This window comes from Alicyclobacillus macrosporangiidus CPP55, assembly GCF_000702485.1.
Classification (GTDB): Bacteria; Bacillota; Bacilli; order Alicyclobacillales; family Alicyclobacillaceae; genus Alicyclobacillus_H; species Alicyclobacillus_H macrosporangiidus_B.
In genome coordinates, this window is sequence record NZ_JNIL01000001.1 from 2,851,842 (window position 1) to 2,873,061 (window position 21,220).

At 66.4% G+C, this 21,220-nt stretch carries 19 protein-coding genes and 1 riboswitch; of the genes, 14 read left to right on the plus strand and 5 right to left on the minus strand.

From position 1 onward, the window contains the following. The first annotated feature begins 95 nt into the window (after positions 1 to 95). On the plus strand, positions 96 to 845 hold the full coding sequence (nagB, locus tag N687_RS0114195; RefSeq protein WP_029422480.1) for a glucosamine-6-phosphate deaminase: 750 nt from the start codon (positions 96 to 98) through the stop codon (positions 843 to 845). Between the two features lie 41 nt (positions 846 to 886). Here nagB and N687_RS0114200 read toward each other — a convergent pair whose 3' ends face one another. Continuing rightward, entirely contained in the window at positions 887 to 1,759 is an 873-nt protein-coding gene (locus N687_RS0114200; protein WP_029422481.1) for a bifunctional 5,10-methylenetetrahydrofolate dehydrogenase/5,10-methenyltetrahydrofolate cyclohydrolase, read from the minus strand. 107 nt (positions 1,760 to 1,866) lie between these two features. Then, positions 1,867 to 1,948: riboswitch (ZMP/ZTP riboswitch) on the minus strand. 260 nt (positions 1,949 to 2,208) lie between these two features. Between N687_RS0114200 and N687_RS0114205 the strand changes: the two genes are divergently transcribed. From N687_RS0114205 to N687_RS0114240, 8 genes are all read left to right on the plus strand, one after another. Next, positions 2,209 to 2,910, plus strand: coding sequence for an FAD binding domain-containing protein (locus N687_RS0114205; protein WP_051663273.1), 702 nt, complete (start codon positions 2,209 to 2,211; stop codon positions 2,908 to 2,910). Then, on the plus strand, positions 2,907 to 4,166 hold the full coding sequence (locus tag N687_RS0114210) for an MFS transporter (RefSeq protein WP_051663274.1): 1,260 nt from the start codon (positions 2,907 to 2,909) through the stop codon (positions 4,164 to 4,166). The genes N687_RS0114205 and N687_RS0114210 overlap by 4 nt, the downstream gene beginning before the upstream one ends. Before the next feature lie 97 nt (positions 4,167 to 4,263). Then, the gene (locus tag N687_RS0114215) at positions 4,264 to 5,223 is read left to right on the plus strand and encodes a 4,5-dihydroxyphthalate decarboxylase (protein WP_035462315.1); all 960 of its coding nucleotides are present in this window, start codon (positions 4,264 to 4,266) and stop codon (positions 5,221 to 5,223) included. Between the two features lie 31 nt (positions 5,224 to 5,254). Further along, positions 5,255 to 5,782: a (2Fe-2S)-binding protein gene (locus tag N687_RS0114220; protein WP_029422485.1), complete on the plus strand. Its 528-nt coding sequence runs from the start codon at positions 5,255 to 5,257 to the stop codon at positions 5,780 to 5,782. Then, positions 5,779 to 8,031, plus strand: a complete 2,253-nt coding sequence (locus tag N687_RS0114225) for a xanthine dehydrogenase family protein molybdopterin-binding subunit (protein ID WP_051663275.1) — start codon at positions 5,779 to 5,781, stop codon at positions 8,029 to 8,031. The genes N687_RS0114220 and N687_RS0114225 overlap by 4 nt, the downstream gene beginning before the upstream one ends. Positions 8,032 to 8,255: 224 nt before the next feature. Next, positions 8,256 to 9,938, plus strand: coding sequence for an FAD-binding protein (locus N687_RS0114230; RefSeq protein ID WP_051663276.1), 1,683 nt, complete (start codon positions 8,256 to 8,258; stop codon positions 9,936 to 9,938). A 13-nt stretch (positions 9,939 to 9,951) separates the two neighbouring features. Further along, positions 9,952 to 10,263 carry a 2Fe-2S iron-sulfur cluster-binding protein gene (locus tag N687_RS0114235; protein ID WP_029422488.1) on the plus strand — a complete coding sequence of 104 codons (312 nt, stop codon included), beginning with the start codon at positions 9,952 to 9,954 and terminating at the stop codon, positions 10,261 to 10,263. A gap of 92 nt (positions 10,264 to 10,355) precedes the next feature. Continuing rightward, positions 10,356 to 11,123 carry a LamB/YcsF family protein gene (locus tag N687_RS0114240; RefSeq protein ID WP_029422489.1) on the plus strand — a complete coding sequence of 256 codons (768 nt, stop codon included), beginning with the start codon at positions 10,356 to 10,358 and terminating at the stop codon, positions 11,121 to 11,123. 27 nt (positions 11,124 to 11,150) lie between these two features. On the opposite strand, the gene N687_RS0114245 is transcribed toward N687_RS0114240, so the two are convergent. Together N687_RS0114245 and N687_RS0114250 are read right to left on the minus strand one after the other, a co-directional pair. Further along, positions 11,151 to 11,672 carry an SRPBCC family protein gene (locus N687_RS0114245; RefSeq protein ID WP_035462318.1) on the minus strand — a complete coding sequence of 174 codons (522 nt, stop codon included), beginning with the start codon at positions 11,670 to 11,672 and terminating at the stop codon, positions 11,151 to 11,153. After that, on the minus strand, positions 11,669 to 11,998 hold the full coding sequence (locus N687_RS0114250) for an ArsR/SmtB family transcription factor (protein ID WP_029422491.1): 330 nt from the start codon (positions 11,996 to 11,998) through the stop codon (positions 11,669 to 11,671). Before N687_RS0114250 ends, N687_RS0114245 begins: the two co-directional genes overlap by 4 nt. 272 nt (positions 11,999 to 12,270) lie before the next feature. Here N687_RS0114250 and N687_RS22350 point away from each other — a divergent pair, with 272 nt between their 5' ends. Then, the gene (locus N687_RS22350) at positions 12,271 to 13,680 is read left to right on the plus strand and encodes a GDSL-type esterase/lipase family protein (RefSeq protein WP_051663277.1); all 1,410 of its coding nucleotides are present in this window, start codon (positions 12,271 to 12,273) and stop codon (positions 13,678 to 13,680) included. Between the two features lie 18 nt (positions 13,681 to 13,698). Continuing rightward, positions 13,699 to 14,976, plus strand: a complete 1,278-nt coding sequence (locus N687_RS22355; RefSeq protein WP_051663278.1) for a class D sortase — start codon at positions 13,699 to 13,701, stop codon at positions 14,974 to 14,976. 22 nt (positions 14,977 to 14,998) lie between these two features. On the opposite strand, the gene N687_RS0114265 is transcribed toward N687_RS22355, so the two are convergent. Continuing rightward, positions 14,999 to 15,991 (minus strand): LCP family protein, encoded by a 993-nt coding sequence (locus tag N687_RS0114265; RefSeq protein WP_035463244.1) that lies wholly within the window; start codon positions 15,989 to 15,991, stop codon positions 14,999 to 15,001. Positions 15,992 to 16,234: 243 nt separating this feature from the next. Between N687_RS0114265 and N687_RS0114270 the strand changes: the two genes are divergently transcribed. The 3 genes from N687_RS0114270 to N687_RS22360 all read left to right on the plus strand — a co-directional run bounded on the left by N687_RS0114270 (position 16,235) and on the right by N687_RS22360 (position 19,937). Then, complete coding sequence (locus N687_RS0114270) at positions 16,235 to 17,410, plus strand: M20 family metallopeptidase (protein ID WP_029422495.1); 1,176 nt, start codon at positions 16,235 to 16,237, stop codon at positions 17,408 to 17,410. A gap of 82 nt (positions 17,411 to 17,492) precedes the next feature. Next, positions 17,493 to 18,341, plus strand: coding sequence for a M55 family metallopeptidase (locus N687_RS0114275; protein ID WP_029422496.1), 849 nt, complete (start codon positions 17,493 to 17,495; stop codon positions 18,339 to 18,341). Between the two features lie 177 nt (positions 18,342 to 18,518). Further along, positions 18,519 to 19,937: an ATP-binding protein gene (locus N687_RS22360; RefSeq protein ID WP_051663279.1), complete on the plus strand. Its 1,419-nt coding sequence runs from the start codon at positions 18,519 to 18,521 to the stop codon at positions 19,935 to 19,937. Here the strand turns inward: N687_RS22360 and N687_RS0114285 are convergent. Then, positions 19,884 to 21,194, minus strand: a complete 1,311-nt coding sequence (locus tag N687_RS0114285) for a glycosyltransferase family 39 protein (protein ID WP_081841415.1) — start codon at positions 21,192 to 21,194, stop codon at positions 19,884 to 19,886. The two genes, N687_RS22360 and N687_RS0114285, sit on opposite strands and share 54 nt — an antisense overlap. Between the last annotated feature and the right edge of the window lie 26 nt (positions 21,195 to 21,220).

Genomic DNA, 21,220 nt, shown 5'->3' on the forward strand with positions numbered 1-21,220 from the left:
AGGTACCATACAGAGGAGAAGTCGGACGGGCTTCCCATCCGCGGCGCGGGTGGCGGAGCCCGTCGCCGTGAACGAGAGCGGGAGGGTGCACATCCATGAACATACGCGTATTCGATACCCCGCACGACGCGGGCATCTATGTGGCTGCGCTCGCGGAACAGGTGATTCAGTCCCGGCCCGATCCGGTGCTCGGGCTGGCGACGGGATCGACGCCCATTCCTTTCTATGACGCCCTGGTCGGGCTGCACCGGTGCGGGCTCGATCTGTCCCACGTCACCACCATCAACCTGGACGAGTACATCGGCCTGCCGCCGACCCACGAGCAGAGCTACGCCCATTTCATGTATACGCACCTGTTCTCGCGAACCAACATCCGGCCTGAGAACATCCACATCCCGAACGGGATGGCGGACGATCTCGCGGCCGAATGCGCGCGCTACGACGACGTGATCCGCGCGCACCCGATTCATCTGCAGGTCCTCGGCATCGGGGTGAACGGCCATATCGGGTTCAACGAGCCGGACGACCTGCTCTTGTCCAAGACGCACGTGGTCGAACTGCGCCCGGAGACGGTGCGGAGCAACGCGCGCTTCTTCGAGCGCATCGAGGATGTGCCGCGGCGGGCGATCACGATGGGGGTGCAGGCCATCCTGCAGGCCGACCAGATTGTCCTCATGGCCTTCGGCCCGGAGAAGGCGGACATCATCGCGCGCGCGGTGCTGGGCGAGGTGCGCACCGATGTGCCGGCGAGCATTCTGCAGCTGCACAAGCGGGTCACGGTGGTGCTCGATCGCGCCAGCGCCCAGGGCCTGTTCGACGAGGCGGGGCGCCTGCGGGCCAAGTGACGCCGCCTATGGCTGTCTGCCTTGGCTCTCCGCCGCTGCCGTCACACAGCCGCCGGGACGTTCAGGACGCCGGCTGCCTGCTGCAGGTGCATCGCGTGCATCAGGTTGGCGAACAGCTGCATGGTCGTCACCGCGCCGACACCGCCGGGCGTGGGGGTGAGGGCCGCGACGATGGCCGCGGTCTCGGGTGAGACGTCGCCGACAATTCCGTCGTCCGACTCGTTGATCCCGGCGTCCACCACCACCAGGCCGGGGTGGACCATCTGCGGCCGGATGAGGCCCGCTTTTCCGACCGCGACGAACGCGATGTCCGCCCGCTTCAGGTGCGGTGTCAGGTCCGGGGTTCCTGCGTGGCACGCTGTGACCGTCGCGCCTTCCCGGACCAGCAGGTGAAACAGCGGCATGCCGACCGTCTTCCCGCATCCGACGAGGGCCACGTGCCGGCCCGCCAGGGTGTACCCGTAGTGCTTCAACAGGCGAATGCACGCCTGCGGCGTGGCGGGATAGATGCCCGGAGCGCCGGATACCGTCGCCATCTGGTTGGCTGGCGTCAGGCCGTCCACATCCTTGATGGGAGACAGATGGCGGAGCACCTCATCCGCGGACAGGTGCTTGGGCAGCGGCAGCTCCAGCATGACGCCGTGCACGGCAGGATCGCGGTTCAATGACTGGATGCACTGAATCAGCTGTGCCTGGGTCACGTGCCCCGGGAGCGTGCGCACCTCGTACGCCACGCCCAGCTTCGCCGCCACGCGCCCCTTGGCGCGGGCGTAACAGAGGGAAGCGGGATCGCCTTCGACGAGCACGGTCACCATCCGCGGCGTGACGTCCCGCGCCCGCCAAGCCTCGATGTCCGCCTCAAGTTGCGCCCGCAGCGCGTCCGCCACCGGTATTCCTCGAAGTTCCTTCGCCACCGTCGATCCGCTCCTTTCGCGCCGCATCGATATGCATTCAATGGCTGGCGACTGGCCACAAAAAGAGACCGCCTGGGATCCCCGGGACGGCCGGAAGTTCCGACGTCCACAGGTGCCCAGGCGGCCGGCATGTTCAACCCCGCACTCCCTCGTGGTGCTCCACGGTGTCCGCCAGTCATGCGGGGGTTCGCTTCGATTGTCTCACCCACGAGCATATCCACGTCGGCCGGAGTGGTCAAGAGGGAGATGGTTCCGTCTCATGCCGATGTGGGTGGATGAACGGCTTCGTAAAACCGTCTACTCCAATTGTATTAACTTGTTTAAGGGGCTAATATAGAATACGTCCGTCGAGGGTACAACCATCTCCCGGGTCCATAAGCCCGGCGTGGCCGGGGGAGATTGGAACGAAAGACATAGAAAGGAAACCAAGGGGGTGGCTCATCCACCGCGTGCCGGAGCTGAGACAGGTGGAGGCGGTGGACAGCGGCCTTTCCATCGGCGCCGCGGTGACCGCGGCCGAACTGTGGCAACACCCCCTGTTGAACGGCGTGCCCGCCCTCCAGCAGGCGGCTCGGGTGGTGGGCGGCTGGCAGATTCAGAACCGCGCCACCCTCGGTGGCAACATCGCCAACGCATCGCCCGCGGCCGACATGGTGGTAGTGTTGGCGGCGCTGGATGCCCAGGTGGTGGTGGTATCCCGGCGGGGGGAGCGGCGCGAAGTGATCGGACGTCTGATCACCGGACCCAAGCGAACCTCGTTGGCTGCGGACGAGCTGATTCTCCGCGTGTTCATCCCCGCATGGGCGATGGGCGCACGGCAGTGCTTTCTTCGCCTCGATCAGCGCGGGGGCACAGACATCTCCATCGTGTCGGCGGCGGTGGTGCTCGCGGTGGAGGAGGGAAGGATACAGCGCGCGTCCATCGCGGTGGGCGCGGCGGCCCCGGTGCCGCTGCGGTTACCTGAGGTAGATGCTCGTTTGACCGGGGTGTGGCCGGAGAAACGTGTGATCGACGGTGTCGCCCGGGCGTACGCGGAGGCGGCCCAACCCATCTCGGACGTGCGGGCGAGCGCGGAGTACCGGCGGGCGATGGTAGAAGTCTTGGTCAGGCGGGGAATTCAGAACTTGCTGGGGGAGGAATCGACGGCATGACACAAGCGGTTGCGGCAACTGCGGCGCAGCCGAAGCTCGGGCGGCGAGAGTGGGGCGTGCTCGCGCTGACACTCATGTTTTGGCTGTTTGACGGATACGAGGTGTACGCGCTGATCTTGACGATGGTGCCGGCTTTGCACAGCCTCTTGCCGGCGGCGGACTTGAAGGCAATGCCGCGTTACGCGGGGTACCTGGTGTCGGCCACCTTGTTCGGGTGGGCGACGGGAGGCATCCTCGGCGGCGTGATTGGCGACAAGATCGGGCGCAAGAAGACGATGATTCTCGCCATCTTGGTGTACGCGGTGTTCACCGGCACGAGCGCGCTGGTGCACAGCTGGGGGCAGCTGGCATTGACCCGGTTTTTGACGGGCGTGGGCATCGGCGCCGAGTGGGGCGTGGGGACGTCCCTGCTCGCCGAGAGTTGGCCCCAGCAGTACCGCACCAAAGGGGCCGGGCTGCTGCAGTCCGGGTTCTCGCTGGGCGCCTTTGCGGCGTCGGGCATCTGGTGGTGGATCGGCGGGCAGATGCAGCTGAGTTGGCGGTGGATCTACGTGATCGGCATCCTCCCTGCGCTGGTGGTGTTCCTCACAGCCCGCCGGATCCCGGAGTCATACCAGTGGACGCAGGCGCACCGGCGCGGCGACTCCATCGCCCAGGTGCTGCGCGGCAAGTACGGCCGCCACTTGATCGTGGCCTTGTTGGTGTCCATCTCCATCACCGTCGGCTGGTGGGCCATCTCGTCCTGGGTGCCGTCCTACGTGTCGCAGATCGCGGCGAAGACCGGCGGGAACGCGGCGTATTACAGCGGCCTTGCGGGGCTGTTGTACAACGCCGGCGAGATCGCGGGCTGCATCCTGTTCGGCTTTCTGGCAGACGCGTGGGGGCGCAAGCCGACGGCGCTCGCGTTTTTCGTCGGATCGCTCCTCATCACGCCTGTGGTGTTCCTGTGGGTGCACAACCTGACGGCGGTGCTGTGGCTGCAGTTGCTCAACGGGTTTCTGACGAGCGGCCTGTACTCGTGGTACACCATCCAGCCGCCGGAGCTGTTCCCGACGGCGGCGCGGGCGACGGCCATCTCGGTGATCTTCAACGGCGCCCGCTACCTGGCGATGTTCGGCCCGATTGTGGCGTCGGTGTTGATCCAGGCGTTCGGCGGCTACGGCCAGGCGGCGACGGTGTTCGGCTTGATTTACATCCTGGGCGCGGTGGCGGTGCTGCTGCTGCCGGAGACGCGCGGCCTGCCACTGCCGGAGTGAGCCCGGCCCGCGGGCGATTTGCTGCTGTGCGGCGTGACGGCGGGCAACGTGCCGTGAGAAGGTGCGGTCCGCGGTGCATGGGGAGGAGGAGATGGAGATGAATCGTGGGTTGGTGACGGCGATGTCGCAGAGCGACAGAACCCTGCCGCTGTTGACCGGGCGGGTGCAGGTTCCAGGGTTCACCATCGAGCCGCAGCTGGCGACGGTGGAGGAGATTTTCTACCGCCAGTTGAACGACGCCCCCTACGAGGTGGCCGAGCTGTCACTGGCGTCGTATCTGATTGCACTGGGCCAGGGCGAGTCGCGGCTGACGGCCATCCCGGTGTTTCTGTCCCGGTCCTTTCGCCACAATGCCATCTACGTGCGCGCCGACAGCCCCTATCACCACCCGCGCGATCTCGCCGGCCGCCGCTTTGGCTTCCCTGAGTTTCAGATGACGGCGGCGGTGTGGGTGCGCGGCATGTTCCGCCACCAGTACGGACTCGGCCCGAACGACCTGACCTGGGTGACGTACCGGCCAGAGCGGATTCCTGTGCAGACCCCGGCAAGGCGCGGGGAGAAGAGCGATCTGTTCACCGGGCTCCTCACCGGCGAGGTGGACGCGGTGATGTCGGCCCGCCGGCCTCCGGCCGTGCACTTCCCGCCCGGCGGCGAAGGCGGCGCCATCCGGCGCCTCTTTCCGGACGCCTTCGCGGAGGAGCGGACATACTACCGCGAGACTGGGATCTTCCCCATCATGCACCTGGTTTCCATTCGCCGGGATGTGGCAGATGCGCATCCGGAGCTGCCTCGCTTGCTGTACGACACGCTCTTGTCGGTGAAGGAGCAGGCGGTGGCGTCGCTCCTGGAGACGGTCAAGCTGGAGGCGACCGCGCCGTGGCTGGTGGAATCCGTCGAGGCGTCCGTGCGGGCGATGGGCGGAGACATCTGGCCGTACGGCCTCGCGGCCAACTGGGCACAGGTGGAGACGTTCATGCAGTACCTGGTGGAGGACGGCCTGCTCGCGCGGCCCCTGCCGCCGGAGGCGGTGTTCCACCCCTCGGTGCTGGACACGTGAAGCGCGCATCACGAGGAGTGTGACGAACCAGATGACGGAGGAAGTCTTCACGCTGCGGATCAACGGGCGGACCACGCGATGGACGGGCGATCCGCTCGCCCCCCTGGCTGACGTCCTGCGCGATGGCCTGGGGCTGACGGGGACGAAGATCGGCTGTCGCACCGGCGAGTGCGGGGCGTGCACCATCTTGCTCGACGGGCGGCCAGTGATGTCTTGCCTATTGCCCGTGGCCGCCGTGCAGGAGATGGACATCCGGACCATCGAGGGATTGGCGAGCGACAGCCGCTTTGAGGCGTTGGCGGACGCCATGGCCGCCTGCGGCGGGGCCCAGTGCGGCTACTGCACCCCAGGCATCATGGTGACGCTGTCCGCGGCCTTGCAGCATCCCGACTGGTTCGCGGACAGCGGCTACGAGGCCGCGCTGAAAAACAACCTCTGCCGCTGCACCGGGTACCAGGCGATCCGAGAGGCGATCGCGCAGGTGCAAGGCGGCGCCACAAGCACGGCTGTGGCCGCGCCTGCCGGCGCCGGTCCCGCGAAGGAGGTGGCCTCGCGATGAGCCCGGTGGTGACTCCGCATACCGATCTCCCCGACAAGATCCACGGCCGCACGCGCTACGTGGCCGACCTGCACCTGCCCGGCGAGCTGGTGGGCGCCATCCTGCGCAGCCCGCACGCGCACGCCAGGATCGTCTCCATCGACGTGAGCCGCGCCCTCGCCATCCCGGGTGTCCACGCTGTCCTCACCGGGAAGGACGTGCCGCATCCGGCCTTCGGCCCGACCCAGTACAAGGACTGGAATATCCTCGCCTCGGACCGTGTGCGCTTCGTCGGCGACGAGGTGGCCGCCGTTGCGGCGGAGACGCCGGAAGCGGCGGCCGCTGCGCTGAACGCCATCGATGTGGTGTACGATCCGCTGCCCGCCGTCTTCTCCCCGGAGGAGGCGCTGAAATCCGGTGCGCCGGTGGTGCACGACGAGAAGCCGGACAACCGCCCGATGCACATCAAGATTGAGCGGGGCGACGTGGACGCCGCCTTCGCCAGAGCGGCCATCGTGCGCGGCGGGCGGTACACCACCAACCGCATCTACCAGGGGCATCTGGAGCCCATCGGCGTGATCGCCACCTGGGCCGAGGCGGAAGGGCTGACGCTCATCACCCCGTCCCACATCCCGTACCGGGCACGCGAGACGTACGCCGCCGCGTTCGGGCTGCCGGAGGAGAAGGTGCGGATCCAGGTGCCGCCCATCGGCGGATCGTTTGGCGCCAAATACGTCCACAAGGCGCACCTGATTGCCGCTGCGCTGGCCAGAGCGGCACGGCGTCCGGTGCGCATCGTGTTCGACCGCTACGAGGACATGCTCACCGCCCACCCGCGCGTCCCGCTGACCATCGACATCCGCATCGCTGCCGACGCAGCCGGGCGCTTTCTCGGCAAGGATGTGACGGTGTGGGCCGACGCTGGGGCGCGCGTGTACTGGAGCCCGAACGTGCTGGCGACGGCGTGTTCGCGGCCGGATTCGCTGTACCACTTCGGCAGCGTGCGCGCCGAGGGGCACCTGGTGTACACGAACCACAGCCCGACCACCTGCATGCGTGGGTTCGGCAACGCGGAGATGCTGTTCGCGGTGGAGAGCGTGATCGACGAGATCGCCGAGGGGCTCGGCATGGATCCGGCCGAGGTGCGGCTGAAGAACATCGTGCGCAAGGGTGAGACGACGGTGCACGGATACCGGCTCGATAGCTGCGAGCTGGAGGCGTGCGTCACACGTGTGATGGAACTGTCCGGATGGTCGCGGCGCAAAGACCTGCCGAAGTACCGCGGGCTCGGGATGGCGCTCGGAAACCATGTGTCGGGGTACCGCGGGATCGATCCGCGCTTTGAAGGGTCCACCGCCGTCGCCCGGCTGCGGGCGGACGGGCAGGTGGAGGTGGAGACCGGCGAGATCGATCTCGGCCAAGGCATGTCCGCCACCTACGCGGGAATTGCCGCGCGGGTGCTCGGCGTCGACCCGGCGAGGGTGTTGGTGAAATCGGGCGACACGGGCCGCTACCCGTTTGGCATCGGGACGCTGGCGTCGCGCAGCACGGTGATAGGCGGCAACGCGGTGCGCTTGGCGGCCGAGCGGCTTCGCGAAGCCTTGGAGCGGTTCGCGGAGGAGGCATTGGGACCCGGTGCCCGCTGGCGCGATGGGGTGGCAGAGGCGGATGGGAAGGTGTACGATTTGGCTGAACTGGCTCGTCTGTATCGCGCGCGTCACGCCGGTGACGTGCTGGAGGCGCGCGCATCGTACACGCCGGACACCGACTTTCCGGACCCGTCCTTTTATGGCAACCCGTCGCCCGCGTATCCGTTCGCGGCGCACGTGGCGGAGGTGGAGGTCGATCCTGAGACGGGCCGCGCCCGCGTCACGGGCTATTGGGCGGTGCACGACGCGGGGGTGGTGCTGAACCGCGCGGCGGCCACCGGCCAGGTGGTGGGCGGCGTGGCGCAGGGCATTGGCTGGGCCTTGATGGAGGACTTAAAGACGCATTCAGGGGCGGTGCAGAACCTGTCTCTGCTCGATTACCGGATGCCGGGGATGGCAGACGTGCCGCCGGTGGTGGTGGAGTTCGTGGAGGTGCCGGATCCGCACGGGCCGTTCGGGGCCAAGTCGGTCGGGGAAGTGGCGATCGATCCGGTGCCGGCTGCGGTGGCCAACGCCATCGCGCACGCGCTCGGCGTCCGCGGGAAGGCGTTGCCGCTCACTGGCGAAGTGATCTGGCGCGCGCTGCATGACGATGGGCGTGCGGCTCCGCTCATGCGCTAAAGGGGACGGTGGGTGTGCTGCTCCGCTCTTACGCTGACGCGAACCGCTCCGCAGCACACCCACCGTCGTCCCGAGTACGTGGTACGAGGGCCAGTGCGATGTGCGCGAGCGCAGCGTTATCCCGCCGTGTTCGTGATGGTTGGCGTGCGCTGCGCGGAGCGTCTCTCGTAAGAGTCGAAGCGGAGCGCAGCGCACGCCAAGTAATACGAACCGGGGGGATAAGAATGCAATGCTACACAGCGGACGTGCTGGTGATCGGCTCGGGCGCGGCGGGGCTGATGGCGGCCCGGGCGGCGAGTGACGCCGGGGCGTCCGTGCTGTTGGTCGATAAGAGCCTCGTCGGGCGCGGCGGGGCCACGGTGCTGGCGCAGATGACGGTGGCCGTGGCGCTGGGCGAGGCGGAGCCGGACAGCCCGGAGATCCATTTCGAGGACACGATGACCGGGGGCCGCGGACTGTCGGTGCCGGAGATCGTGCGGGTGATTGTGGAGCGCGGGCCGGAGGTCATCCTCGAAGTGGAGAAGTACGGGGTGAACTGGGCGCGCACACCCGACGGAAAGCACGCGCAGGTGGTGGCGCCGGGCCATTCCAGGCGCCGTTGCGTGTACGTGGACATCCTCAACACCGGCGGGGCCACGTCGGCCGGGCTGCGGCGGGCGACGTTCCGAGACCCGAACATCCGCCGGTTGAAAAACGTGATGATCACGCGTCTGGTCAAGCAGGACGGGGCGGTCACCGGCGCGGCCGGGTTTGCCATCGAGACCCTCGAGCCGGTGAGTTTGGCCGCGCCGAGGGTGGTGATCGCCACCGGCGGGCTCACCGAAGTGTACCAGCGCAACAGCGCGTCGGCCAACATGACGGGCGACGGCTTCGTTCTGGCGGCCGACGCGGGGGCGGTGCTGCGCGACATGGAGATGGTGCAGTTCTTCCCCATCGCGCATCTGTACCCGCCGCTGGTCGGACTCGATCCCATCATGTGGGACCCGTTCCGCTACAAGCTGGGTGGCCGTCTGCTCAACGGACAGGGCGAGGAGTTCATGCACCGCTACACCGGCGAGGTGGCGGGCCAGTACACCTCGGCGCGCGATCAGACGACGCTCGCCATCTTCGAGGAGGTCAAGGCCGGGCGGGGATCGCCGCACGGCGGAGCGTACCTCGACTTCCGCATGGTGCCCGAGGACAAGCTGCGCGAGGCCTTCGGGCCGGTGATTGGGATTTTGAAGGACAACGGGATCGATCTCACGACCGACATGGTCGAGGTCGCCCCAATGGCGCACTTCCACATCGGCGGCATTCAGGTGACGCCAGCGATGGAGACGACGGTCCCGGGGCTGTTGGCGTGCGGCGAGGTGATCCACGGCATGCACGGGGCCAACCGCCTCTCGGGCAACGCCATCACGGAGGCGCTGGTAACGGGGCGGGTGGCCGGCGAGACGGCGGCGAAGGCGCGCGGCACGCGGGTGGACGAGTCGGCGGTGCGGCGGGCGGCCGAGCAGGAGTGGGAGCGGCTGCAGTCGTTCTGGCATCCGCGGGCGGTTCGTCAGGATGACGCTTCGATGATGGGGCTCAAGCGCGAGCTGCAGCGAGTGATGTGGGAGGACGCGGGCCCGCTCCGCACGCAGGCGCAGCTGGAGCGGGTGTTGGCGCGGGTGCGTGACCTGACCGCCACCTGCCGGGACGCGGCTTTGACCCGGGAGCCCAGGTTTCCGTTGCAGCTGGTGGAGAAGGTGGAACTCGACCGGATGCTGCGGGTCAGCGAGGCGATTGTGCTGGGCGCCCTGGAGCGGCGCGAGACAAGGGGCGCGCATGTGCGGCTCGATCACGACGAAACCTGGGACACACCGAAGAGCACAGCCTTCACGTATGAAGAGGGCGCAGGATGGCGCTTGGATTGGGTAGTACAATAAGGGGGAATGGGGCATGGCGGTGGTCAGGCTGCGGGTGGTCCGCGGCAACCCGGAAGCGGGCCAGCAGGTTGCGGAGTACGAGGTCCCGTACTGGCAGGGGATGAGCGTACTGGACGCGGTGCTGTGGGTGCGGGCGAACCAGGACCCGACCCTGGCAGCGCGGTACTCGTGCCGATCGGCGAACGCGTGCAAGGAGTGCTCGGCCCAGATCGACGGCAAGGTGGGCTACATGTGCAGCACGAAGGCCAAGCCGGACGCGACGATTGAACTGGCTCCGGTGGGCGGCCGCAACTGGGTCCGCGACCTGGTGACGGAGTTGGATTGAGGCGTGGCTGCCAGCGGGATCGACCGGTCGGACAGGCCGGCGGGATCGACCAGTGGCGGGGCCACGTCCATTCATCAGAGGAGGTTGTCGGGATGTACAGGTTGGACATGAACTGCGACCTCGGAGAGAGCTTTGGGGCTTACAAGCTGGGCAACGACGAGCAGATTCTCGATGTGGTGACGTCGTGCAACATCGCTTGCGGCTTTCACGCTGGGGATGCGGCGACGATGCGCAAAACGGTGGCGATGGCGCTGGAGAAGGGCGTGGCCATCGGCGCGCACCCGGGGCTGCAGGATTTGGTGGGCTTTGGCCGGCGCACCATGGACATCTCGCCGCAGGAGGCGTACGACATCGTGGTCTACCAGATCGGCGCCTTGTACGGGTTCGTGCGCGCAGAGGGCGGCAAGATGCAGCACGTGAAGGCACATGGGGCGCTGTACAACATGGCGGCGGTCAACGCGGGCTTGGCGGAGGCCATCGCGGAGGCGGTGTACAAGGTCGATCCGGAGCTCATCCTGTTCGGCCTCTCCGGCAGCGAGCTGGTCCGGGCGGGGCAGAAGATTGGGCTGCGGACGGCGAGCGAGGTGTTTGCGGATCGGACGTATCAACAGGACGGGACGCTCACGTCGCGCCGCCGGCCGGACGCGATGATCCAGGACACGGACAAGGCGGTGGCACAGGTCATCCGCATGGTCAAGGAGGGCAAGGTCCGGTCCCAGCAGGGGGTGGACGTCGCCATCCAGGCAGACACGGTGTGCATCCACGGCGATGGTCCGCACGCGCTCGAGTTCGCACGCCACATCAAGCAGGCGCTGACGGACGCCGGGATCACGGTGCAGGCAGTCGGCCGCTCCGCATAAGCGGGGCGGTGTTTTGGTGGCGGTCACTTACGACGAACTCATCCCCAACAGCCCTGCATACCGTTCGTACAGTTCCCGCCAACCGTATTTGACAGCATTATGTCCCACCATGGAGGGCATCTTCTTGCCCGCCACTGTTCCGGCAAGGCCGTCAAGACAAAGATGCCATCCCGCCGCGTAGGAGGGGGCTTGCTGACGATCTGCGAAGCGGTGACGAAGAACCAGGAGGGTTTTGTCTCCCTCGCCGCTCAGTTCCCATCGCAGGATGTCAGCACCCCATCTCAACACGAGCAGGCCCGGTGCGTTGACTTCCAGGACATCCCCCTGTCGCTCGTCGGCCTCGGGCATGTCGATGTGCGCCAGTCGTACCGGCCCGGGCGTCGTCAGATCCCTGTCGGTGGTGAACGGTGCCCAACGGGGGATCTGCTCGGCCTGGGTCAGTGCAGCCCACACCTCCTCAATCGGATGCTCCAGCATCCGCTCGAGCACAAGGACCCAGTCGCCGCCGTCACGGGTGAGGCGGGGATTTCCTGAAACGTGTGAACTCACTTTGAGGTTCCCTCCCGTAACCTTTTTCTCTGCTCGAGGTGCTCGGCCAGAGCGTCCACATGTTGATTCCATCTCATCCGATAGGCGCTCAACCACTCGTCGATCTCCGCGAGTGGCGCGGCATTCAGAGAATAGATGCGACGCTGGGCCTCGACCCGGACGTGTACAAGACCACTTTCGCGGAGTGTTCGAAGGTGTTTGGATATCAAGGGCTGTGACAAACCGAGATCCCTGGCCAGCTCAGACACGCTGGAGTCGGACTGTAGCAGCCGGTCCAGGATGCGTCGGCGGGAAGGCTCTGCAATCACAGCGTAGGTGTCCAGCACGGCTCCTCTCCATCCTTCCTTCACGATGTATTATGAACCACGGGTTATATAACTGTCAATGTATATGTGGAGCGAGGGGCAGTGTTGGATGAATCGCCGGAATCGTGAAGGGTGGTGTACCTTCCTTCTGATTTTCGCAATCTTGAAACATATCACCTGCCAACGTATGATAGAGAAGGAATGGAATAGACCGGAAGCCGAGGTGTACAAGGACATCCGCCCAATACGGGCATCCACCACCACGGCGTTCGGGCAGAGGAGGAAACCGGGGGATGAACATCACACGCATTGGTCAGGCCACCGCAGCGGCGTTGGCAGGCGCCATCACGGTGGTCGCTCCGGCGGCTGTGTCGGGGTCAGGGATAGTCGTTCAGGCCATGGCGTCCGCGGCCGTCCAACAGCCACAGGAGGGCGTTCTGGTCGCGCTTGGCGACTCCATCACATTTGGTTACAATCTCACGGACACCAACGGCAATAGCACGCCATCGCATTCGGCGTTCCCATACCTCATCGGGCGAGACACCGGCTACACCATCTCCGATCTGGGCGTCCCCGGCTGGACCTCCGAGGACCTGCGCGTCGCCCTCGGGACCCCCAACTTTGCGCGGGCTGTGCAGGGCGCCGCTGCGATCACGCTGGACATCGGCAGCAACGACCTCCTTCGCCTGGCCGGGCAGATGCACCTACTCGACGCGGCTCAGAAGGATCCGACCGCGCCCGTCACCGTGACGCCCGAGCAGCAGGCCCAGTTCACCCAGGCCATCCAGCAGTTCGGCGTCAACCTGACCAGCATCCTGACCACCCTGCGCAGCCAGACGCAGGCTCCCATCGTTCTGTACAATCTCTACAATCCGTTCCCGCCCGGGACCGGCTTGAACACCGTGACCGAACAGTTTGAGCAAGCCGAGAACGCCATCATCGCCAAGGCCGCCCAATCCGTACCGAGGGTCGCCCTGGCCGACGTGCACACGGCGTTCGCCGGCAAGCAGGCCGAGTACGTACGGGTGGCGCAGGGCGACGTGCACCCCACGGCCTCCGGGCAGGCGGTTCTCGCCCAGGCCGGAGAGTCGGCCCTGCGGGCGCTCGGGGCGTTCGGTCCCGGATCGAATGAAGGATCCGGCGGCAGCTCCAACGGGACTTCCAACGGTGCCCGCCCGAACGGTCCGGTGCAGTTGGTCGCTGGTACCGTCTCCCCCGCAGGAAGCACCCTCTCGGGCACCCTCAATGGCAGCCGCGTGACCTTGACCGTGCCGCCCAGCGCGATCGCCCTGGGCAGCGAGGCCGACGTCACCAGCGGGCCGGCCAACGCCGTCTCGCCATTGTTGTCCAGCCGGCAGAGGGCCATCGCGGAGGTCGGCGTCAACTTCATGTCCTTCGCCACCTTCGAGAAACCGTTCACGCTGACCGTCGAAAATCCCGCCATCCCCCCGGGCGCGGCGGTGTTTCAGATCACCGGCGACGTGCTGACTCCGGTGGCAGGCGCCAAGGTCACTGCCGGAAAAGCCGTCATTCCCGGCAAGGCCGGCGCGGACTACGTCATTGTGGCGCCGGTGGCGGAGACGGTGCCCGGCGGCACGTCTCCTGTGACCGGACTGCCGTTGTGGCCGGACCTCGGCTTGGCCGTCTTGCTTGTGGGCAGCGGGACCGGTTTGTTGGTCGCCAGCCGGCGGCAACGCGCGTGAACAGGAGGGAAGGACGTGATGGGGCGGATCGGGCTGGGGGCGCTCGTGCGGCGTATGGGCCCGGGGCCATCGGTGCGGCTTAGGCGCGTCGGGACCCTGACGGGTATCGGCCTGATCGCGTCGGGCCTGGCCGTGGCCGCGCAGCCCCTTTGGGTGTACGTGGAGACGAAGCTCCACGGCGCCTCCCTTCTGAAGCAGGCGGAGGCCATGGGAACTTCCCCGTTGCAACCGGCGGACGGCGGCCCGAGCGGCGTGGCGGCGCGCGGTGCCAGCGTCGCATCTCCCGCCGCCGTCCCCATGACGACGACCTTGCCCCTGGCCAGCCCTGGGGCAGGCCGGCTGATCGGCGGGATCGCCATTCCCGCCCTGTCGATCACGGTGCCCCTCCTGGAAGGCACCGACGACGCCGAGCTCAACGCCGGCGCCGGTCACCTGACCGGCAGCGCCATGCCAGGGGAGGCGGGGGTCAGCGTGATCGCGGCGCACAACGCCACCTGGTTCCGCCATCTCGACGCGCTGCGGCCCGGGGCCGAGGTGACCGTGTGGACGGCCGGTGGCCGGTGGGTGTACCAAGTCACCGGTAGCCGCGTCGTACGCGCCGGCGATCAGCTGATGAACACCGCGCTCCCCACGCTGGTGCTCGAGACGTGCTATCCCCTCGATGCCCTGTACCTGACGCCGGAGCGCTACCTCGTCAGCGCGTCCCTGGTGCGGGTGGAACGGACCGGCGATCGCGCGGGCGACACGTCCAGGGTCAGCGCACCAGCACCCGGGGCCGCTTCAGGCCCGGCCGGCGCCGCACCGGATGCCACGGGATCCGCCGCGGGGGCCGAGTTGCCTCCAGCAGACGATCCGTATCGCGCCGCCGTCCCGGCCGACCTCGCCCGCGAGGGCCTCACCCTGTCCGCGAACGGCCTGCCGATGGGTCACCTGCGATACACCGGCCATCCTTCTGCCGCCTTCATTGCGAGTGAGCGGCCCCTGTCTGCCGTCAACACGCTGGTGCAGCTGACGCTGGCGTACGTGCACGCCAGCGCCGAAGGCAAGCGGGAGGATCTGCAGCGGCTGTTGGCGGGCGCGGAGATCGGAAATCCGCTCTTCGGCCATTCCCTCGGCGACCTCCAGTACACCGGTCCGTTCGAGGTGACCCTGGGGGTGGAGGGGGAACGTCTGCAGTCCACCGCCGCGTCCGTGGAGCTGACGATTGCGGGCCAGCGCTGGACCCTGCACGTCGCCGCGTCGATCGACGCGCACGGGGTCATGCGCCTCGGTCAGCTCGCATGGGACGCCTCTTGACCACGCGAGGGACACTGCGGCCTTACTCCGTTCCCGTGGAAAAGTGCGCCCTCGTCACCTGGTGCAGCTGTTCCAGGTCGGGCACGAACTGGTCGTTGCGCTGGCCCAGGATGTCGTCGTACAACGAGTGGGATTCGCCTTCGACCTGGTAGTAGTGGACCTGTGTGTCGAGATCGACGCCGCGTGCCGCCAGCGCGAGGCTGAGGATATCGTCGTTCGACATGTTCGTCGCGATGAGAAAGTTCGGCAACTGCTGGATGAACTCCGGCAGATGCACGATACCGCTCGGCCGCAAGAGCGCGCGGGCGATGCCTTTGAGCGCTTCCTCCTGCAACTTCTGGCGGCTGAAATCGCCCTCCGGCAGGGAATCCCGTTCGTGGACCACCTCGGTGACCATCTTCCCGTCCAGCGTGCGCAACCCTTTGTGGATCACCTTGCCCCGGTCCTCCGGATACCAGGGATGGGTCAACCGCACGTCGAACGGCACGTTCATCTCGATGCCGCCCACCGCGTCCACCAAGCCCTGCAGGCCCCAATAGTTCGTCACCGCGTAGTAGTTGACGTTGACGCCGGTGAGTTTCTCCACCGCCGCCACCGCCCGCTCGATGCCCGGGATCTTCCCCAGTTCCGCCTGCGCCACGTACTGCACGCTGGTCAGTTTCGTATAGCCGTGGCCGTCCATGTAAACGCGGGTGTCGCGGGGGATGCTGAGCACGTTAAACAGTTTGTCCCGCAGGTTCACGTGCACCAAGAGCAGTGAGTCGGAATGCCCTGCCGCATCGCCCGGCCGCTGGTCTGACCCGATCAGCACCACGTTGAAAGAAGCCTGTGACGGCACCTCCGGCGGACCGTTGACCACTGGTACCATCTGAAAGTGATACATCGGCCGCAGGGTGTAGTACTTATATCCGCCGAAAGCCGCCACTGCCGCGACGGAGAGGCAGATCAGGATGGCGATGGCGCGCAGCACCGGGTGCACCCGGGCGCTGCCACCGGGATCGGAAGGTCCGCGCACGTCGTCCATAGGTCCTCCTGGCGGGTTGAGCCGCGTCTCGGGCCCAGAGGGCTGGTCCAAACCGGGAGCGGCTCGCGTCTCTGCTTACATCATATCCATCGGCGCTTAGAAATACGAACCGGAGGCGTCCTTGGCGCTCTGGCTCTGCTTGCGTTACCATGAATTCGTGCAAGAAGGGATAGGGATACGCGTCCCGGCCGGACTGGGATTCGGCGAGATGGACGCACGTGAGGAGGCGTGTCCATGCACACCATCGACGTTTCATCGGCCGTCTCCGCCATCGCGGAGCAGTTGATCGCATGGCGGCGGCACCTGCATGAAAATCCCGAGCTCTCATTCCAGGAGGTGGAGACCTCCCAGTTTGTGTATGATCAGCTGGTCGCGATGGGGTACACCGAGATCGAACGGCCGACCCCGACCAGCGTCGTCGCACGGCTGCGCGGCGCGAAGCCGGGCAAGACACTCGCCATCCGCGCCGACATGGACGCCCTGCCCATTGAAGAGGAGAACACCTTCCCGTACCGGTCCAAGCGCCCGGGCGTGATGCACGCCTGCGGCCACGACGGCCACACCGCGATGCTCCTCGGGACTGCGAAGATCCTGATGGAGCACCGCGACGCCCTGCAGGGGGAGGTTCGGTTTCTCTTCCAGCACGCGGAGGAGCAGTTCCCAGGCGGGGCTCAGGAGATGGTGAAAGCGGGCGTGTTGAACGGGGTCGATCTCGTCATCGGCACACACCTGGCGGCCCAGTTCCCGACCGGCAAAATCGGGGTGCGCGCGGGGGCCGTGACGGCGGCGCCCGATGTGTTCCGGATTCGCGTGCGCGGCCGCGGCGGCCACGGCGCGATGCCGCACGAAACGGTCGATCCGATTGTCGTCGGCGCCCAGATTGTCAACGCGTTCCAACACATCGTCAGCCGCTTCACGGATCCGCTGGACAAGCTGGTGGTCAGCGTCTGCGAGTTCCACGCCGGCACTGCCGACAACATCATCCCCGATATGGCCGAATTGGTCGGCACCGTGCGCTCGCTCAACCCGGCTCTGCGGGATCAGGTGCCGGAGCAGATGCGCCGCCTGCTCGACGGTCTCGAGGTGATGTACGGGGCGAAGATCGAGTTCGAGTACGAGAGAGGCTATGCCTCCGTCGTGAACGACGCGGAGCTCACCGCCCGGATGCGCGCCATCGCGGAGCAGGTGGTGGGGGCGGACAACGTGATCGACATGGATCCACTGATGGTCGGCGAGGACTTCTCCGCCTTCGCCAACCGGGTGCCGGGCTGCTACTTCTACACGGGCAGCGCCAACCCGGAGCTTGGGTCGGACTTTCCGCATCATCACCCGCGCTTCACCATCGACGAGGCGGCACTGCAAAACGGGGTGGCGATGTTCGTGACCGCGGCGCTGGCATTTCTCGGCTGACCACCGGGCTGGGCCGGACGGCGGCCAGACGCGCCGCCTCCGCCTCGGCCCCTCACACCCCACGGACAAAGGAGCGATCACGATGAAAATTTTCATCTCAGCTGACATGGAGGGCATCTCCGGTGTCGCCACCAATCAGCAGCTGAAAAAGGACAGCGAGTACAACCGCTTCCGGCACCTGATGACGCAGGACGTCAATGCTGCCATCGAGGGGGCGTTCCGCGGCGGTGCGACCGAGGTGGTCGTGGCCGACGGGCATGGCAACATGTCGAACATCCTCATCGAAGAGCTGGACGAGCGGGCGCGCCTGGTGTCAGGCAATAACCGCGTGATGTGCCAGCTGGAGGGGCTCGACGAGACGTTCGACGGGATCCTTTTCATCGGGCACCACGGGCGCGAAGGGGGATCGGAGCGGGCGGTCATCAACCACTCCCTCGCCGGCGTGGCGGTGAACGAGGTTCGGGTCAACGGCGTGGTGGTGGGCGAGACGGAGCTGAACGCGCGCGTGGCCGGCCACTTTGGGGTGCCGGTGCTGATGGTCAGCGGCGACGACGCGTACGTGGCGGAGGTCATGCAGTCCCTGCCGCACGTGGAAGGGGCGGTGGTGAAGCGCGGGATCGACCGTTTGGCGGCCGAGTTGCTGCACCCCAAGGTGGCTCAGGGGCTGATCCGCGAAGCGGCGGAGCGGGCGGTGCGACGCGCGAAGGAGGTGTCGCCGCTCAAGCTGGAAGGGCCCGTCACGTTTGAGGTCGAGTTCAAGGGCACCAACCAGGCCCTGATGACCACCACCATCCCGCTGGTGGAACTGGTGGCGCCCAAGCGCATCCGCTTTACCTGCGGCGACATGGTCACGGCGTACAAGCTGTTCTGGGCATGCGTCATCATCGGGATGTCGGCCGTCAACGGGGTCCTGGGCGCCGCGAACGCGTAAACGGTTCGGCGTGGGAATGTCGACAAGGGAATACCCGGGTTTGCCGGAGAGGGAACTATTCAAAATTCTCCTTCTTCGGTACAATGCAGGTAATCATTCAAGAATTGCTCACTTATGGACTCTAGACGTCGCTGCACTCATTCTGCACGGAAAATGGACGGGTAGGAGAGGGGTGCCGTGGCGAGAAATACCATGACGGGGCGGAAATGGACAAGCCGTTGCGGGGCCGGCAGTGGAATGCCGCTCCTGTTTCTGGCGGCTGGGGCGTTGTGGTTGTTCGCGGTGCGCCCGTTGCTGACGTCGTGGTGGACGCGCCTCCTGCTGCCGGAGTGGAGCCTGCACGCTGCGGATGTGGTGTTTCTCACCGCCACCAGCGTATTGGCGCACGTGGTGTCGCGGGAGACCCATCTTGATGTGCGCCGGGTGCCGCCAGAGGATCAGAAGGCATCCTTCGCAGCGGCCGTGGCGGCGCCGCCCATCCCGGCGCCCTTCGCGTGGACGCGCGAGAGCCACGGGTTTCGAGGGTTATTGGATTTGATCCCAGACGTGGTGTGTTTCAAATTCCCGGACGGCCGGCTGTTTTTGATGAACCTGGCCGCACGCACCCTGCTCGGCGTGGAGGAGACGGAGTATCCCGGCTTGACCTTCGAGACGTTGCTGAAGCGCCAAGGATGGACCTGGACGAATGTTCCAGAAGGGCGCACCGAGGCGGAGGCGTGGCAGACTGCTCGACCCATGCGCTTGACCATGAGGCTGGGACGGGCGGACGGCCGCGAAGTGGTCCTCGACGTCACCAAGACGCCCGTCTACAGGGAGGACGGCACCCCGGATTTCCTCATCGTCCTCGGCCGGGACATCACCGCGATGCGCCTGGTGGAAGAGCGGCTTCGCCAATCGGATAAGCTGGCGTCCGCGGGAGAGCTGGCGGCCGGTCTGGCGCACGAACTGCGCAACCCGATGACCTCGCTCAAAGGCTTCCTGCGCCTGCTCGAACGGCGGGTGGACGAGCATCCGGAATATTTTCGGATCATGCAGGCTGAGCTGGATCGAATGGATCACATCATCAACGAGTTTTTGCAGTTGTCGAAGCCGCATCGCGTGGCGGCGCGTGAGACGGACATCGCGTGCGTGATCGACGATGTCGTGGCGCTCCTGCAGACGCAGGCGATCCTGCACGACGTCAATCTTCACACTCGTTTGACAGCGAGCACCCCGCCCATCCTGGGCGATCCCAGTCAATTGAAGCAAGTCTTCATTAACCTGGTGAAAAACGCAATCGAGGCGATGCCGGCCGGCGGAGACGTGTGGCTCGAGTTGGAGCCCTCCGGCGAGACCGTGTTGGTGCGCGTGCGCGACAACGGCACCGGCATCCCCCAAGAGACATTGCAACAGTTGGGCCAACCCTTTTTCACCACGAAGCCCTATGGGACAGGGCTCGGACTGCAGGTCAGCCGGAAGATCGTCACGGAACACCAGGGATGGCTGCGCATCGAGAGTGAACCGGGGGCGGGCACGTGCGTGGAGGTCGGGTTCCCCGCCGTCTCACTGGCGGTTCGCGCGCAGGCGCTCGGGGAGTCCGGCCCGCAGCCATCCTAGGGACCACGCAAGCCCACAGCCGGCCAGCAGGGCGAAACAGGGCATCAAGGGGTAGCGGAACCGGTCCCACGCGGGAAAGGCGATGAAGACGAGGGAGTTGTACACCACATAGGTGAACGGCAACAAGAGGGGGCGCCAACCGGTGAAGCGCACCCGGATCAGGCCGGCCACGCCCAAGGCGCACAACGCCATAAAGAGCCAATACCCCCAGTTGCAGATCTGGTTCCAGGCCCACACCACGCCCCCATCGTGGGACACCACACGAAACGTGTACCAGACCGCGTTGACGTCGTCCTTGTACAGGTCTTTGATCTTGATGAGGCCGTGGTAGAGCCAGATCACAGGATGGGCGGTGATGTATTGAAGAGCCGCCTGTTTGCCGAGGTGATCTTGCAGGACCTCGTCGCCGTGGGCGGCCAACAACGGGTTTTCCCAGGGCAGCCAGCTCCAGTAGTACCCGCCGTCGATGCGCGTGCCTTGCCAAAGGTTGACACCGCCGTTGGTCGATACCAGGATGAAATGGCCCATCCTCAAGGCGTTTCGCACCGTCACCGGCAAGATGGCAACCCCCATCGCCGCGATGGTGGCGAACACGCGCCCCCCTGCCGCCCGCCAGGAGCGAAGGCGGATCCACCGCTCGTACACGAACAGCGCGGCGGGGAACAAGAGCGGAATGGGCCGGACGATGCAGCTGAGCCCGAGCGCGGCCCCGGCTGCCAAGACCCAACCCCCGGCCCGGCGTCCGGCCGCCCGGTCGCTTCGGAGGTACAACCACAGCCACAGCATCAGGAGCACGGTGAACAGCTCCTCCGAGCCCAACACCGCGTTCCACAGAATGTGGCTCGGCAGCAGCGTGTAGACCAACGCGGCGGCGGCCGCGATGCGCTGGGACGAGAACACCTGCAGGGCGACGAGGTACACCAGGACGACGATGATGATGCTCAACACCGCATTCGTCACAAACCCCGCCGTGACGTGGGGCCCGGTCAGGCGCAGGATCAGAGACAGAAACAGCGGCCAGCCGATGGGCCAGTAGGCCGTGAAGTGTCCGTTCCACACGTAACCCTTGCCCTGGGCCAGCTCGACCGCTCGAGTGAAATACCAGTCGAAGTCGCCGTACTGTGGCGGATGCATGTACAACAGCCACACGGTCCGCAGAACGATGTTCAAGGCGACCAGTCCGCCGAGGACACGCCAATGAATCCGCCCTTCCGGGGTGGCTGCCTGGAAAGGCGCATCGGACCGAAACACGGCCATGGATTCATCCGCTCCCTTTCGCCGGG